We start from the raw sequence: 15,376 nt of genomic DNA on the forward strand, positions 1-15,376 counted from the left end.
GCCTCAGGCCCCGACGGGCTCCGGCTCGCGGTCCGCCGAGGGCTCCCGCGGCCGGCGGCTGCGGGCCTCCAGCACCAGGGCGAGGGCGAGGAGTCCGCCGCCCAGGACGAGGAAGCCCCACGGCAGATACGAGGTCATGAGGAGCACCAGCCGCCGCTGGGACGTGACGAGGGCGACCGTGTGGTCGACGTAGTCGGGGCGCATCTTCACATGACCGGAGAAGGCGGTCACCTTCTCCCGGCCGCCCAGCAGTGTGCCGCCGCGCAGCTCCTCCTGGTGGATCTCCTCACCGTTGACCGGGGCGCCGGTGACCGGGTCGACCCAGAACATACGTTTGGTGGTGTACCAGCGGGAGGTGCCGGTCTGCTTCTCCAGGGTGCTCGCGTCGACGCCGGGGATGGGCATCTTCTTCGGGTACGGCACCTTCGTCCACGGGATCGTCTGCTCGAAGTAGTAGACGTCCAGGCCCCGGAAGGTCCTGGTCCCCTTGTAGTGGATGGGCGCGGACGTCCTCGTCTGCGCGTCGAAGTACTCGTAGTCCCGCTTCTCGGTGAGGAAGGGCCACTTGAACTCGATGCCCTCGCGCCGCACCGCCTGACCGTCGACCGCCTCGCCGGTGGCATGGACGGGTGCCTGGCTGTGGGCGTCGAAGATGTACCGCTCGGGGATCGAGGAGACCATCGCGCCGTCGGGGCCCTGGACATAGGAGAGCGAGTCCCAGACGACGACATCGCGTCCGGCGCTGCGCTCGATCCGCTCCGACTCCTCCACATTGCCCTTGAGGGTCTGCACGATGGTGACCTTCTCGACCTCCTTCGCCTGGAGGGAGCCGTAGTCGAGGAGGGTCGCGGGCTTCGCCTCCAGCACCATCTCCTGGTACTGGCCCGGCGGGACCTTGGCGAGCCGCGGAAAGGCGTACCAGCGCAGCAGCGGTGAGAGCGCGGCGAAGAAGACGGCGAGGGCGAGGAGTACGAGACTGGCGCGGCGGCGCATGGGCCGGCCCTCCCTACTTCTTGGGGCCGGGGACGGTGGTCAGCAGCGGCTTCGGGGAGGTCTCGCCCGGGGGTGACCCCATCGCCGTGACCGTGAGGACGAGGGCGAGGGCGGCGGCCAGCCCGATGGCGGCGGCGACAAGTGCGCGCATGCTCGGCCTCCCGGGGCGTCGGGACCCACGCAGAATCTGATACTGCGTCAGAACGGGGGCACCGTAGCAATCCGGCCGCGAGATGAGAACACGTAGCACCGCCCCTCTGCCGAGCGGTGGCAAAGGGGCGGTGCCGTCTGGGTCGTGCCGCGGGTCAGGCGGCCGGGGACGCCGGAGCGCTCGGTGTGGCGGGCGGCGTCGTGGGCGGGGTCGTCGGAGTGTCCGGTGCGACCACCTTGAGCTCGATGGTCACCGTGCCGCCGCCGGCGGTGGTGAGCCGCAGGAGGAAGGTGCCGGTCACATCGTCCGCGAAGATCTTCGGGAGGGTCAGCAGACCGTCGGCGCGGGTCTTGAGGTCCGTGAGTGTGCGGACCGGCTTGTCCTCGGCGTCCTTGAAGTACGGACCCTTGTCGTTCGCCGCCGGGTCCTCCGCGCTCTTGATGAGCGTGGCGGTGACCGGAACGCCTTCCGCCGCGGAGCCCTGGTACGTGGCCTTGAGCTCGACCGTCTGCGCGAACTCCGCGCCGGGCGCGGCCGTCAGCACCTCGTGGCTGGTCCGGCGGATCGCGTCCGCGGCACGCGGGACGACGGTACCGGTGAAGCTGACGGCGGGAAGCGTGCGTCCCACGACCGAGGCCCGCACGGTGAACGTGCCGGTCTTCTCACCGGCCTTGATGACGGGCGCGGCCACGGTGCCGTCGGCTCCGGTGGCGGCGACGGTGCTCGTCTTGCCGCCGGCGAAGCGTGCGTCGGTGTCCCCGACGATCTCGAAACGCACGGGCTGCTTCGCGACCGTGCGGCCCGCCGCGTTCTTCACGCGGACAGTGGCCTTCTCGGCGAAGTCGCGGCCGGCCATGGCGGTCAGCTCTGCGGCGCCGGCCCGTTCGATTCGGGCGATCGGCGACGGCGGCGTCGTGGTCGGCGGGGGTGTGGTCGGCGTCGTCGGCGGCTTGGTGCCGCCACCGGGCTTGGCCGGGGGCGTCGGCTTGGGCGTCGTCCCGGGAGTACCGGGCGGGGTCGGGGAGGGCGACGGCAGCGTCTCGGCGCCGGCGGGGAAGGAGTCGGGACCGCTCGTGTCCGGCAGGACGCCGGTGCCGTCCGGGACCTCGTGCGTACCGCGCTTGTAGTAGTCGAACCAGGACAGCACCGTCCGCAGGTACTCCTGGGAGTGGTTGTAGCCGAGGATCGCGCGGTCGAGGTGTGCCTTGACCCCGAGGTCCCGGTCGCCCGCGCAGAGGTAACGGCCCGCGGCCAGCGCCGCGTCGTAGATGTTGTTCGGGTCCTTGCGGCCGTCGCCGTTGGCGTCCTGGCCCCACGTCGCCCAGGTCGACGGGATGAACTGCATCGGGCCGACGGCGCGGTCGTGCGTCGAGTCGCCGTCGAAGGCGCCGTTGTCGGTGTCCGATATGTTCGCGAACCCGACGCCGTTGAGCACGGGGCCGAGGATCGGCGAGAAGGTGGTGCCGTCGGCGTCGACCTTGCCGCCACGCGCCTGGCCGGACTCCACCTTGCCGATGGCGGCGAGCAGTTGCCACGGCACATGGCAGCCGGGGTCCGAGGCCGCGATGGTCTGCTCGGCCTGCTTGTAGGCGGCGAGGACGGTCGCGGGTATGCCCGCTTCCGCGGTTCCGGTTGCCGGCAGGTCGACCGAGGTGCCGGGCTTGTCGGGGGTGTTGAGCGGCGGCAGGTCGGTGTAGTAGGGGGAGTTGCCGGTGACCGGGGTGCCCGGCGGCGGCGTGGCGTCGGACGCCCCCTGGCTGTCACCCGTGGTGGCATGCGTGATACCGGGCGCCTGTGAGGCGGAGAGTGCGGCCACAGCAGCCGCGGCCACTGCGGTCGTGGTCGCTCCCCTGCGCAGCCGGCGGCCGAATTGCGCTGCCATACGTCTGTTCCCTCCCGAGGTGCCGCGCGCTCCCCAGCGCGATGACTCAGGCGACCCTACGGCACCTATGTGCCTCAGGACACCGTTACCTGACCGGTTTTCACCACTTCGCCATCTCCGGATCCACCGGATTTCGGCGCCGGACCATCACGCATACTGACCGTCAAAGATCCGGATCGGTTCCAGGGGGACTTCACGCATGCCGTTCACGCTGAGCCACGCCGCCGCGGTGCTGCCCGGCATCCGCCGGGACGGACGGGCGCGCGGACCGCTGCTCGCCTCGGCGCTCGTGACGGGTTCGCTCGCGCCGGACATGACGTACTTCGCCGCGACAGCGGTGCCCGGGGCCATGGAGTTCGGGGAGTTCACGCATGCGCCGGCCGGTGTGCTGACCGTCGATGTGGCCGTCGCGGCAGCGCTGGTGGCGGTGTGGCTGATGGTGCGCGACCCGCTGCTGGCCCTGCTGCCCACCCGCTGGCAGGGGCGCGTCCACGCCTGCGTCCGGGGCGAGGGCGGGGGCGGCCGGCGGGACCTGGCCTTCGGGTTCCGCTTCTATGTCTCGGCAGTACTGGGCGCGCTCACCCATGTGGTGTGGGACGCCTTCACCCACCACGACCGGTGGGGCACCCGGGCACTGCCTGTGCTCAACGAGACGGTGGCCGGTCTCGGACTCTTCCAGTACGCGCAGTACGGCAGTTCGGCGCTCGCGCTGGTGGTGCTCGGCTGGTTCCTGATGTCCGCGCTGCGGCGGCAGCCCGCGGTCGCGCCGCCGGCCTCCGTGCCGGTGCTCGACAGCCGGGGGCGGCGGCTCGCCGTGGCTCTGCTGGGAGGTTGCGTCCTGCTCGGCGTCGTCCAGCGGTGTGCTCGCTGGTACGCGTACTACGGGCACATCAGCTCGCCCCTGGACATCATCCCGACGGCCTGCTTCGGGGCGGGTGCGGGGCTCGCGGTGGGCATGGTGGTGTACGGAGCGGGAATGCGGCTGCGCGCACGGGCGGTTGAACGCGTCTGAGCCCCCGCCCCTCCCCCATCGCTTCCGGGCGGGTGACGGACAGGGGCCCGAGCGGGTGACTCCGAGGCGCGAAGACGACGGTGGGTCCACCCGAGCGCGAGAGCCCGAGCGGTCCACCCGAGGGCGGGAGCCCGAGCGGTCCACCCGAGCGCGAGAGCCCGAGCGGTCCACCCGAGCGCGAAGCCCGAGCAGAACCGCTCTTCCCCACGGGCGTGGGCTCAGTGCGCCGCGGACTCCCAGTCCGTGCCCACGCCCACCGAGACGTCCAGCGGCGCGCGCAGCGACGTGGCCGCCGACATCTCCCGGCGGACGATCGTCTCCACCTGCTCGCGCTCGCCCGGGGCGATCTCCAGCACGATTTCGTCATGGACCTGGAGCAGCAGCCGCGAGGTGAGCTCCTCCTCGCGCAGCGCCCGGTCCACCCGGAGCATGGCGACCTTGACGATGTCCGCGGCGGTGCCCTGGATCGGGGCGTTCAGCGCCATCCGCTCGGCCGCCTCACGGCGCTGGCGGTTGTCGCTGTTGAGGTCGGGGAGATAGCGGCGCCGGCCGAGCATCGTCGCGGTGTATCCCGTCGCCCGCGCCTCGTCCACGACACGGCGCAGATAGTCACGCACGCCGCCGAACCGCTCGAAGTAGGTGTCCATCAGGGCGCGCGCCTCACCCGCCTCGATGTTCAGCTGCTGCGAGAGGCCGAACGCCGAGAGCCCGTAGGCCAGGCCGTACGACATGGCCTTGATCTTGCGGCGCATCTCCGCGTCGACCGCGGACGGCGCGACCTCGAACACCTGGGAGGCGACCGTGTTGTGCAGGTCCTCACCGGAGGCGAAGGCCTCCAGCAGCCCCTCGTCCTCGGAGAGATGGGCCATGACCCGCAGCTCGATCTGGCTGTAGTCGGCGGTCATCAGCGACTCGAAGCCCTCGCCGACGACGAAGCCGCGGCGGATGGCGCGCCCCTCGTCGGTGCGCACCGGCACGTTCTGAAGGTTCGGGTCGGTGGAGGACAGCCGGCCGGTGGCCGCGACGGTCTGGCTGAAGGTGGTGTGGACGCGGCCGTCGGCCGCGATCGTCTTGATCAGCCCCTCGACCGTGGACCGCAGGCGGGCCTGCTCACGGTGGCGCAGCATGATGACCGGCAGTTCGTGCTCGGTCTGGGCCGCCAGCCAGGCCAGCGCGTCCGCGTCCGTGGTGTAACCGGTCTTGGTCTTCTTGGTCTTGGGGAGGTTCAGCTCGCCGAAGAAGACTTCCTGGAGCTGCTTGGGCGAACCGAGGTTGAACTCGTGGCCCACCGCGGCGTGCGCCTCCTTCACCGCCTGCTGCACGGCGCCCGCGAACTGCACCTCCATCGCCTCCAGATGGGCGCGGTCGGCTGCGATGCCGTGCCGCTCCATCCGGGCGAGCAGCAGGGAGGTGGGCAGCTCCACGTCGTGCAGCAGCTCGGCGGCGCCGACCTCCTTCAGCTTCTCGCCGAACGCCTCCCCGAGGTCGAGGACCGCGCGGGCCTGTGCCATCAGGGCGTCGGCCTCGGCGCTCTCGTCGGTGCCGAACGCCAGCTGGCCGTCGGCGGTGGCCGGGGCGAGCTCGCGGTGGAGGTACTCGACGGACAGCGCGTCCAGCGCGAAGGAACGGCGCCCGGGCTTGACCAGATAGGCGGCGAGGGCGGTGTCCATGGTGACGCCGGCGATGTCCCAGCCGTGCTCCGGGAAGACCCGCAGCGCTTCCTTGGCGCTGTGCATGACCTTGGGCCTGGCCGGGTCGGCGATCCAGGCGGCGAAGGCGCGCTCGTCGGCCTCGTCCAGCTGTGTGGTGTCGAACCAGGCGGCCGCTCCACCGGCCGCGGCCAGCGCGACCTCGCTGACGCTGCCGACGCCGAGTCCCCAGGCGGTGACGGTGGCGACGCCGAGCAGCTGGGTGCCGTGCTCCTCCAGCCAGGGCGCCAGCTCGCCGGCGCCCAGGACACTGCCGTCCAGCTCGACACCGGCGTCGGGGGCGGGGGCCTCGTCCTCCTCGGCGCCCGGGTCCACGGCGAGCAGCCGCTCGCGCAGGCTCGGATTGCGGATCTCGAGGACTTCCAGGAAGCCCTTCAGCGCGGTCCGGTCGTACGGCGCGCGCTCCAGCTCGGTGACGCCCTTCGACAGCTCGACGTCCCGCACCAGCTCGGTGAGATGGCGGTTGAGCTTGACCGACTCCAGGTGGTCGCGCAGGGCCTGGCCGACCTTGCCCTTGACCTCGTCGGCGCGCTCGACCAGCTCGGCGAACGAGCCGTACTGGGCGATCCACTTGGTGGCCGTCTTCTCGCCGACGCCCGGGATGCCCGGCAGGTTGTCGGACGGGTCGCCTCGCAGCGCGGCGAAGTCGGGGTACTGCTGGGGGCTCAGTCCGTACTTCTCCTGGACCTTGGCCGGGGTGAAGCGGGTCAGCTCCGAGACGCCCTTGGTGGGGTACAGCACGGTGGTGTGATCGCTCACGAGCTGGAAGGAGTCGCGGTCGCCGGTGACGATCAGCACGTCGAAGCCCGCGGCCTCGGCCTGGGTGGCGAGCGTGGCGATGACGTCGTCGGCCTCGAAGCCGTCCACGGCGAACCGCACCGCGTTCATCGTGTCCAGCAGTTCGCCGATCAGCTCGACCTGGCCCTTGAACTCGTCGGGCGTCTTGGAGCGGTTCGCCTTGTACTCGGGGAAGTCCTGGGAGCGCCAGGTCTTGCGGGACACGTCGAAGGCCACGGCGAAATGCGTGGGCGCCTCGTCGCGCAGCGTGTTCGCCAGCATCGACGCGAAGCCGTAGATGGCATTGGTCGTCTGGCCGCTCGCGGTCGTGAAGTTCTCCGCGGGCAGCGCGAAGAACGCCCGGTACGCCAGGGAGTGCCCGTCCATCAGGAGCAGGCGCGGACGGTTGTCGTCTGGGGTCTTCTTCGATGCTGTCTCAGCCACGGACACGATCCTGCCACGGACCACTGACATTGCCGCTCACACCGCCCGCCGCCGAGCACTCCGGAGCGACGGGTGACGGGACCGGCGGCGCCCGTGACAGGATTGGATGCATACGACACAGGAACGCGCCCGAGGGGGAGCACGATGGCCAGCAAGCCGCCCGCAGGTGATCCGGACCAGAACGCTCCGCAGGTCGCCGAGCCGCAGCGCGCGGCGGCCGGCCTGCCCGCCGTCGGGTACACGCTCAAGATCGCCCGGCAGCAGATGGGCGTGCGGCGGACCGCGCAGACCCTCCTCAAGGTCAACCAGAAGGACGGCTTCGACTGCCCCGGGTGCGCGTGGCCGGAGGGTGATCACCGGCACACGGCCGAGTTCTGCGAGAACGGCGCGAAGGCCGTCGCCGAGGAGGCGACACTGCGGCGGGTCACCCCCGACTTCTTCGGCCGGCACTCACTCGCGGACCTGGCCTCGCGCAGTGGGTACTGGCTCGGTCAGCAGGGCCGGATCACCCAGCCCATGTATCTGCCCGAGGGCGCCGACCGGTACGAAGCGGTCGGCTGGGACCGGGCCTTCGAGATCATCGCCGAGGAGCTGACCGCGCTCTCCTCCCCCGACGAGGCTCTCTTCTACACCTCGGGCCGCACGAGCAACGAAGCGGCGTTCCTGCTCCAGCTCTTCGCCCGCGAGTTCGGCACCAACAACCTGCCCGACTGCTCGAACATGTGCCACGAGTCCTCGGGCTCGGCGCTGACCGAGACGATCGGCATCGGCAAGGGCAGTGTCTCGCTGGAGGATCTCCACCAGGCGGACCTGATCATCGTGGCCGGCCAGAACCCCGGCACCAACCACCCCCGGATGCTCTCCGCGCTGGAGAAGGCGAAGGCGGCGGGCGCGCGGATCATGTCGGTGAACCCGCTGCCCGAGGCGGGCATGGAACGGTTCAAAAATCCGCAGACCCCGCTCGGCATGATCAAGGGCGTCGCGCTCAACGATCTGTTCCTCCAGATCCGCATCGGCGGCGACCAGGCCCTGTTCCGGCTGCTGAACAAGCTGGTCCTGGAGACGCAGGGGGCCGTCGACGAGGAGTTCGTCCGCGAACACACCCACGGATTCGAGGAGTTCGCCACCGCGGCCCGGGCCGCCGACTGGGACGAGACACTGGCCGCCACGGGCCTGGACCGGGCCGCCATCGAGCGGGCGCTGGCGATGGTGCTGGAGTCGAAGCGGACCGTCGTGTGCTGGGCGATGGGCCTGACCCAGCACAAGCACTCCGTCGCGACGATCCGCGAGGTCGTCAACTTCCTGCTGCTGCGCGGCAACATCGGCCGCCCGGGCGCCGGTGTCTGTCCGGTGCGCGGGCACTCCAACGTCCAGGGCGACCGCACCATGGGCATCTTCGAGCGGCCCGCCCCCGCGTTCCTGGACGCCCTGGAGCGGGAGTTCGGCTTCGCGCCCCCGCGCCACCACGGTTTCGACGTCGTACGGTCGATCCGCGCGCTCCGGGACGGCGAGGCGAAGGTCTTCTTCGCCATGGGCGGCAACTTCGTGGGTGCCACGCCCGACACCGAGGTCACCGAGGCGGCCGTGCGGCGGGCCCGGCTCACCGTCCATGTGTCGACCAAGCTGAACCGCTCGCACGCCGTCACGGGTGCGCGGGCCCTGATCCTCCCCACGCTCGGGCGCACCGACAAGGACGTCCAGGCCGGCGGACGCCAGGTGGTGACCGTCGAGGACTCGATGGGCATGGTGCACGCCTCGCGCGGCAACCTCCCCCCGGCGAGCCCTCATCTGCTCTCCGAGCCGGCGATCGTCGCACGGCTGGCGCGGGCGGTCCTCGGGCCGGAGTCGCTGACGCCGTGGGAGGAGTTCGAGAAGGACTACGCGACGATCCGGGACCGCATCGCGCGTGTGGTGCCGGGGTTCGAGGACTTCAACACGAAGATCGCCCGGCCCGGCGGCTTCACGCTGCCGCACGCCCCGCGCGACGAACGGCGCTTCCCGACGGCCACCGGCAAGGCCAACTTCACGGCCGCGCCGATCGAGTACCCGAAGGTGCCCGAGGGCCGGCTGCTGCTCCAGACCCTGCGTTCGCACGATCAGTACAACACCACGATCTACGGCCTCGACGACCGCTACCGCGGGATCAAGGGCGGCCGCCGGGTGGTCCTGGTGAATCCGGACGACGCGGCCGAGCTGGGCCTCGACGACGGCTCGTACACCGATCTGGTCAGCGAGTGGAAGGACGGCGTGGAGCGGCGGGCCCCCGGTTTCCGGGTGGTCCACTACCCGACCGCCCGCGGCTGCGCGGCGGCGTACTACCCGGAGACCAATGTGCTGGTGCCGCTGGACTCGACCGCGGACACCAGCAACACACCGGCGAGCAAGTCCGTGGTGGTGCGGTTCGAGCGGGCCGGATGACGACGGGGCGGGAATGATCCCGCCCGGGCTAAGCGTTCGCTCAGGCATCTGGTAAGACGGTGCACACAGCACGCAAGGCAGCAGAACGGAGCCGGGCCCCATGGGCGAGCAGAAGACCGTCAACTTCCCGCAAGAGGTCATCGACGAGTACGCGGAGCTCGGGGTCGACCTGCCCGCGCTCTTCTCGGCCGGGACCCTGGGCGACCGCATGGGCGTGGAGATCACGGACGCCTCGGCGGAGCGGGTGGTCGGCACGATGCCCGTGGAGGGCAACACCCAGCCGTACGGGCTGCTGCACGGCGGCGCCTCGGCCGTGCTCGCGGAGACCCTCGGCTCGGTCGGCTCGATGCTGCACGGCGGCACGAGCAAGATCGCGGTCGGGGTGGACCTCAACTGCACGCACCACCGGGGCGTGCGCTCCGGCACGGTCACCGGGGTGGCGACGCCGGTGCACCGGGGCCGCTCGACGGCGACGTACGAGATCGTGATCACGGACGAGCAGGGCAAGCGGGTGTGCACGGCGCGGCTGACGTGCCTGCTGCGGGACGCGGCCGGAGCACCGCAGTCCGCTTCTTGACCGTTGCCCCGCCCCGGGGTGCGGCAGCAGCGCGAGCCGTCCGCGCCTGCCGCGCCCCGGACTATGAAGGCGCGCCGTCCTGCTACACGCAGCTCTGTTGAGTTACCCATCGTGACGTTCTAGCGTTCGACGTATGAGGACCGCCCGGCACCCCGCCACCGTCCTGACCGCGTACGCACTGGCGCTCGCCTTCGCCGCGGCGGGCTGTTCGGCGGCCGGCGCCTCCGGCGGGAACGATGCCCCGACCGCCGCTCCCCGCGCGTCATCGGCGGCGGACATCTGTACAAGTCTCGTGTCCTACTGGGCCAAAGAGACTCTGAAGGGCAGCAAGGCGGCCGGAATCGACTGGGAGCAGAAGGGCTTGTCCAACGAGCAGTACGCGATCCACGAGGAGATCGTCGCCGCAGGCCGCTCCGAGGAACGACGCCAAGGCCGCGACAAGGCCCTCGCGTTGATCGACCGGCAGGCCCGTGAACGCTGTGCCGCCCGGAACGGGGCCACCGGCAGCTCGGAGAACTGGCGCCCACCGCGATGACGCACCGGAGCGGTGTCTCAGCACCTCGGGCCGCGACGGTTACGCAGAGCTGCCGCGGCGGCGGACGGTGCCAAGAGCCGCCGCATCCCGGCGCGTTGGCGACGCGCTGTACTCGTGGGGGTCGCGACGCACCTCGCACCCTCCCCGCGGTTCAATGGTTCCGGAGCATGCGCCGATGGTGCGCCGGGGCGCGGGACGCACCGGAGACGTACAGGGACCGAACGGGCGGTCCGGGCGTCAACCAGGCAGCGGAGTAAGGCCATTCAGTCGGGCCCTGACCACGACAGTCGTACATGGAACACCGATTATCGTGCGCTCGTCGGGCGATCCGTCGCCATGTTCGGGCACCCACGGTCCACCGCCGCCGACGACCGCCGATCGAGCGGGCTCCGCGCCTGGATCATGGCCACCGAGCCGGCGCGAGCGGACGCCGAAGGCGCGCCGCGGCGACGCGGCAATCGCTCCAGTCGTCACCCTCCGTAACGGAAGCGCGAGCCGGAAATCCAACCGGGCAGTTCACCACCTCGTCACGAATGGGCTTCCGTGCGGCCTTTTCTCGATCTTGCCGATGTCAGTACCAAGATCGCCCCAAGCCCCTTAGCGGAACTGCGCGTTCTCACCATGTGGGCCGAAACGCCGGTGAAATGTGCGCCCGATCTGTCCACACTCCCCCACCAAGTCTTGGCCTTGGCATAACAAGAGCGTCACATCCTGACTTCCCGGCTCCCTGACCCCGTCGGCTCCGCTTAGAGTCACGGCCAGTCACCGCGCCGCCGGGCGCATCAAAAGCACGGCCGTGTACCCCCCAGTACGGCCCGGCGACCAAACGGCACCTCAGGGGAGGGGCCGCGCTTGGGAAAGGACTTATCGTGCGCAACCGTTCCTTGCTCATTCTCACCACCGTGGTCACCACGGGAGCACTCACTCTCACCGCCTGCGGCTCGCGCGACGACGACAAGGGCAAAGACACCGGGGGCAAGACCACCGTGGTCATCGGTGTGGACGCCCCGCTGACGGGCTCGCTGTCCGCCCTGGGCCAGGGAATCAAGAACTCCGTGGACCTCGCGGCCAAGACCGCGAACAAGAACAACGAGGTCCCGGGCGTTGAATTCAAGGTCGAATCCTACGACGACCAGGCAATTCCTGCCTCGGGGCAGGCTAACGCCACCAAGCTCGTAGGCAATAAGGATGTTCTCGGTGTCGTCGGCCCGCTGAACTCCGGCGTTTCCCAGTCGATGCAGGGCGTGTTCAACACGGCGAACCTCACGCAGGTCTCCCCCGCGAACACCAACCCGTCCCTCTCCCAGGGCGACAACTGGGGCAAGGGCGAGAAGAAGCGTCCGTTCAAGACGTACTTCCGTACCGCCACCACGGACGTCATCCAGGGCAAGTTCGCCGCGCAGTACCTGTACAACGACGCCAAGAAGAAGAAGGTCTACGTCGTCGACGACAAGCAGACCTACGGCGCCGGCCTCGCCGCGATCTTCTCCGCGGAGTTCAAGCGCCTCGGCGGCACCATCGCCGGCACCGACCACGTCACCGTGAAGGAGACCGACTTCTCCTCCACCGCCGACAAGGTCAAGGCGTCCGGCGCGGACTCGGTCTACTTCGGTGGCCAGTACCCCGAGGGCGGCCTGCTCTCGGACCAGGTCAAGAAGGCCGGAGCCAAGATCCCCACCATGGGTGGCGACGGCATCTACGACCCGGCCTTCATCAAGGCCTCCGGTGTCGCGAACGACGGTGACCTGGCGACCTCGGTCGGCTACCCGGTCGAGAAGCTCCCGACCGCCAAGAAGTTCATCGCCGACTACCAGGCCGGCGGCTACAAGGACCCGTACGCGGCGTACGGCGGCTACTCCTACGACGCCGGCTGGGCCATCATCCAGGCGGTCAAGGCAGTCGTCGCGGCCAACGACGGCAAGGTGCCGGACGACGCCCGCGCCAAGGTCGTCGAGGCCATGTCCAAGGTGTCGTTCGACGGCGTCTCCGGCAAGGTCGCGTTCGACGAGTTCGGTGACACCACGAACAAGCAGCTGACCGTCTACAAGGTCACGGGCGCTGACTGGAAGGACGTCAAGAGCGCCACGTTCGAGGACTGATCCACCGCATCACCCCCCTGCATCACATGAACCAGGCCGCGCGAGGGCGCAAACAGCGCCCTCGCGCGGTGTCATATCCGACACGCTCATCGGAGGCCCTGCGGTGAACGAACTGCCGCAACAGCTGGCCAACGGCCTTGCCCTCGGTGCCCTTTATGGCCTCATCGCCATCGGGTACACCATGGTCTACGGCATCGTCCAGCTCATCAACTTCGCCCACGGCGAGATCTTCATGATCGGGGGCTTCGGCGCCCTCACCACCTACTTGATGCTCCCCGGCGGAACGTCACTTCTGGTGTCGATACCCCTCATGATCATCGGCGGCGCCATAGCCTCCGTCGCCGTTGCCACCGCCGCGGAACGCTTCGCCTACCGGCCGCTGCGAGGCGCCCCCAGGCTGGCGCCCCTGATCACCGCGATCGGCCTGTCCATCGCACTGCAGCAACTCATCTGGGGCTTCTACCCCGACGCCAAGGCGGCCCGGAGCTTCCCGGAGTTCACCGGCGAGTCCTTCAAGATCCTGGACAACCTCAGCATCCAGCGCGCCGACGCCTTCGTCCTGGTCCTCGCACCGCTGTGCATGCTCGGCCTCGGCATCTTCGTCTCGAAGAGCCGCAGCGGCCGGGCCATGCAGGCCACCGCCCAGGACCCGGACACCGCGAAGCTGATGGGTATCAACACCGACCGCATCATCGTGATGGCGTTCGCCATCGGCGCCGCGTTCGCCGCGGTCGCCGCGGTCGCGTACGGACTGGACAAGGGCCAGATCAACTTCGAGATGGGCTTCATCCTCGGACTCAAGGCGTTCACCGCCGCGGTCCTCGGAGGCATCGGCAACATCTACGGAGCCATGGTCGGCGGCGTCGTCCTGGGTCTCGCGGAATCCCTGTCGATCGCGTACATCGAAGAGATCCCCGGAATGCAGCAGCTCGGCGGTGGCGCCTGGTCCAACGTCTGGGCATTCGTACTTCTCATCGTCGTGCTTCTCGTCAGGCCGCAGGGCTTGTTGGGTGAGCGCGTCGCGGATCGGGCGTGAGAACGATGACCACCGACATCACCAAGACGACCGACGTCCCCGCGTCGGACAACGCCTCGCGCGTCACAGCGCTGCGCTGGCTCGCCGCGGTCGGCGGAGTCGCCACGATCGCCAGCACCTTCATGTCCTGGACGTACACCTCCGAGTTCCCCGGTGACCTCACGGTCTACGGATACCCGGGCGGGCTTCAGGTCCTCACCCTCGTGGCGGGCCTGGTCATCGTCCTCTTCGCACTGGCCTCGCTGGGCATCAAGGGCCTCGGCTGGCTCGCCCCGACAGGCACCACCAAGGCCCTGCAGCTGCTGGCACTGGGCGCCTTCGGCACCACCTGGTTCACGGTCATCGCCATCGCCGTCGAACTCGGCGGCGTGATCAACCTCGAACCGGGCGGCTATGTCGCGGCCGTGACCTCGGCCATCCCCGTCGTCGCCGCCTTCATGCTCCCCGACGACACCCGCAAGGCGCAGCGACCCAAGGAACTCCCCTCCTGGGCCGAGATCCTCATCGTGGTCGCCGCGTTCGCCGTCGGCATGTACGTGATCACCTACGGCATCGACACCGAGTACGCCGAGCTGTTCACCGGCTACCTCATCACCGTCGGCTTCGCCACCGCGGCGCTCTTCAAGGCCGGGCTCGTCGCACGGCTGTCCGGGCTCACCACGAAGTACCGCCAGGTGACCCTCATCGCCGCGTTCGTCGCGGCGGCCGCGTTCCCCTTCACCCAGAACACCGACACGTACACGCTCATCGCGGTCAACATCCTGATCTTCGCGACCGTCGCGCTGGGCCTGAACATCGTCGTCGGACTCGCGGGCCTGCTCGACCTCGGCTACGTCGCCTTCCTCGGCGTCGGCGCGTACACCGCGGCCCTCGTCTCCGGTTCGACGGCATCCGCGTTCGACGTGCACTTCCCGTTCTGGGCCGCCGTCCTCACCGGTGCGGCCGTCTCACTGATCTTCGGTGTCGTCATCGGCGCACCGACCCTGCGGCTGCGCGGCGACTACCTCGCCATCGTGACCCTCGGCTTCGGTGAGATCTTCCGCATCGCGATGGGCAACCTCGACGGCGTCTCGGGCCCCCAGATCACCAACGGCCCGAACGGCATCCCGAACATCCCGGACCTCGAGTTCTTCGGATACAACTTCGGCGAGTCGCACACCATCGCGGGCATCGAGCTCGGCAGCTACGCCAACTACTACCTGCTGATGCTGCTCGCGATGGTCCTGGTCGTCCTGGTCTTCAGCCGCGCGGGCAGCTCCCGCATCGGCCGCGCCTGGGTCGCCATCCGCGAGGACGAGACCGCCGCGACCGCCATGGGCATCAACGGCTTCCGGGTCAAGCTCATCGCGTTCGCACTCGGCGCGACCCTCGCCGGCCTCGCCGGCACCGTGCAGGCACACGTCCAGCACACCGTCGTCCCCGAGATGTACCAGTTCGCCGGCCCGGTCCCGCCCAACTCCGCCTTCCTGCTGGCGGCCGTCATCCTCGGCGGAATGGGCACCATCAGCGGACCGCTCCTCGGCGCCACACTGCTCTACATGATCCCGGCCAAGCTGCAGTTCCTCCAGGACTACCAGCTCCTCGGCTTCGGTATCGCGCTGATCCTGCTGATGCGGTTCCGCCCGGAGGGCCTCATCGCCAACCGCCGCGCCCAGCTCGAGTACCACGAGACCGATCAACTCGACGTACCGGACAAGGGTCTGCCCGACTCCGGCGTCGGCATCGCCAAGGCTGGGGCGTGAA

The 15,376-nt window shown here is 69.8% G+C and carries 11 protein-coding genes; 7 read left to right on the forward strand and 4 right to left on the reverse strand.

Translation table 11 applies throughout. From position 1 onward, the window contains the following. Positions 1 to 3: 3 nt before the first annotated feature. The 3 genes from ACFWU3_RS02595 to ACFWU3_RS02605 form a co-directional block, all read right to left on the reverse strand. The gene (locus ACFWU3_RS02595; protein ID WP_384430008.1) at positions 4 to 993 is read right to left on the reverse strand and encodes a DUF3068 domain-containing protein; all 990 of its coding nucleotides are present in this window, start codon (positions 991 to 993) and stop codon (positions 4 to 6) included. Between the two features lie 13 nt (positions 994 to 1,006). After that, a complete protein-coding gene (locus ACFWU3_RS02600) occupies positions 1,007 to 1,144 on the reverse strand; it encodes an SPW_0924 family protein (protein WP_313946971.1) in 138 nt (45 codons plus the stop codon). A gap of 154 nt (positions 1,145 to 1,298) precedes the next feature. Beyond that, positions 1,299 to 3,026: a lytic transglycosylase domain-containing protein gene (locus tag ACFWU3_RS02605; RefSeq protein ID WP_384430012.1), complete on the reverse strand. Its 1,728-nt coding sequence runs from the start codon at positions 3,024 to 3,026 to the stop codon at positions 1,299 to 1,301. Between the two features lie 199 nt (positions 3,027 to 3,225). On the opposite strand from ACFWU3_RS02605, the gene ACFWU3_RS02610 reads away from it, so the two are divergent. Then, complete coding sequence (locus ACFWU3_RS02610; RefSeq protein ID WP_384430016.1) at positions 3,226 to 4,038, forward strand: DUF4184 family protein; 813 nt, start codon at positions 3,226 to 3,228, stop codon at positions 4,036 to 4,038. 218 nt (positions 4,039 to 4,256) lie between these two features. Here ACFWU3_RS02610 and polA read toward each other — a convergent pair whose 3' ends face one another. Next, the gene (gene polA, locus ACFWU3_RS02615) at positions 4,257 to 6,911 is read right to left on the reverse strand and encodes a DNA polymerase I (RefSeq protein WP_384430265.1); all 2,655 of its coding nucleotides are present in this window, start codon (positions 6,909 to 6,911) and stop codon (positions 4,257 to 4,259) included. 201 nt (positions 6,912 to 7,112) lie between these two features. Here polA and ACFWU3_RS02620 point away from each other — a divergent pair, with 201 nt between their 5' ends. From ACFWU3_RS02620 to ACFWU3_RS02645, 6 genes are all read left to right on the forward strand, one after another. Continuing rightward, entirely contained in the window at positions 7,113 to 9,386 is a 2,274-nt protein-coding gene (locus ACFWU3_RS02620; protein WP_384430018.1) for an FdhF/YdeP family oxidoreductase, read from the forward strand. A gap of 100 nt (positions 9,387 to 9,486) precedes the next feature. Next, entirely contained in the window at positions 9,487 to 9,963 is a 477-nt protein-coding gene (locus ACFWU3_RS02625; protein ID WP_384430021.1) for a PaaI family thioesterase, read from the forward strand. A gap of 133 nt (positions 9,964 to 10,096) precedes the next feature. Further along, positions 10,097 to 10,498: a hypothetical protein gene (locus ACFWU3_RS02630; RefSeq protein ID WP_384430024.1), complete on the forward strand. Its 402-nt coding sequence runs from the start codon at positions 10,097 to 10,099 to the stop codon at positions 10,496 to 10,498. Between the two features lie 869 nt (positions 10,499 to 11,367). Beyond that, a complete protein-coding gene (locus ACFWU3_RS02635) occupies positions 11,368 to 12,597 on the forward strand; it encodes a branched-chain amino acid ABC transporter substrate-binding protein (RefSeq protein WP_384430027.1) in 1,230 nt (409 codons plus the stop codon). Between the two features lie 103 nt (positions 12,598 to 12,700). Further along, a complete protein-coding gene (locus ACFWU3_RS02640; protein WP_384430029.1) occupies positions 12,701 to 13,633 on the forward strand; it encodes a branched-chain amino acid ABC transporter permease in 933 nt (310 codons plus the stop codon). Positions 13,634 to 13,638: 5 nt separating this feature from the next. After that, on the forward strand, positions 13,639 to 15,375 hold the full coding sequence (locus ACFWU3_RS02645; protein ID WP_384430268.1) for a branched-chain amino acid ABC transporter permease: 1,737 nt from the start codon (positions 13,639 to 13,641) through the stop codon (positions 15,373 to 15,375). Position 15,376: the final 1 nt, after the last annotated feature.

This window comes from Streptomyces sp. NPDC058685 (assembly GCF_042714725.1).
In the GTDB taxonomy this organism is placed as follows: Bacteria; Actinomycetota; Actinomycetes; order Streptomycetales; family Streptomycetaceae; genus Streptomyces.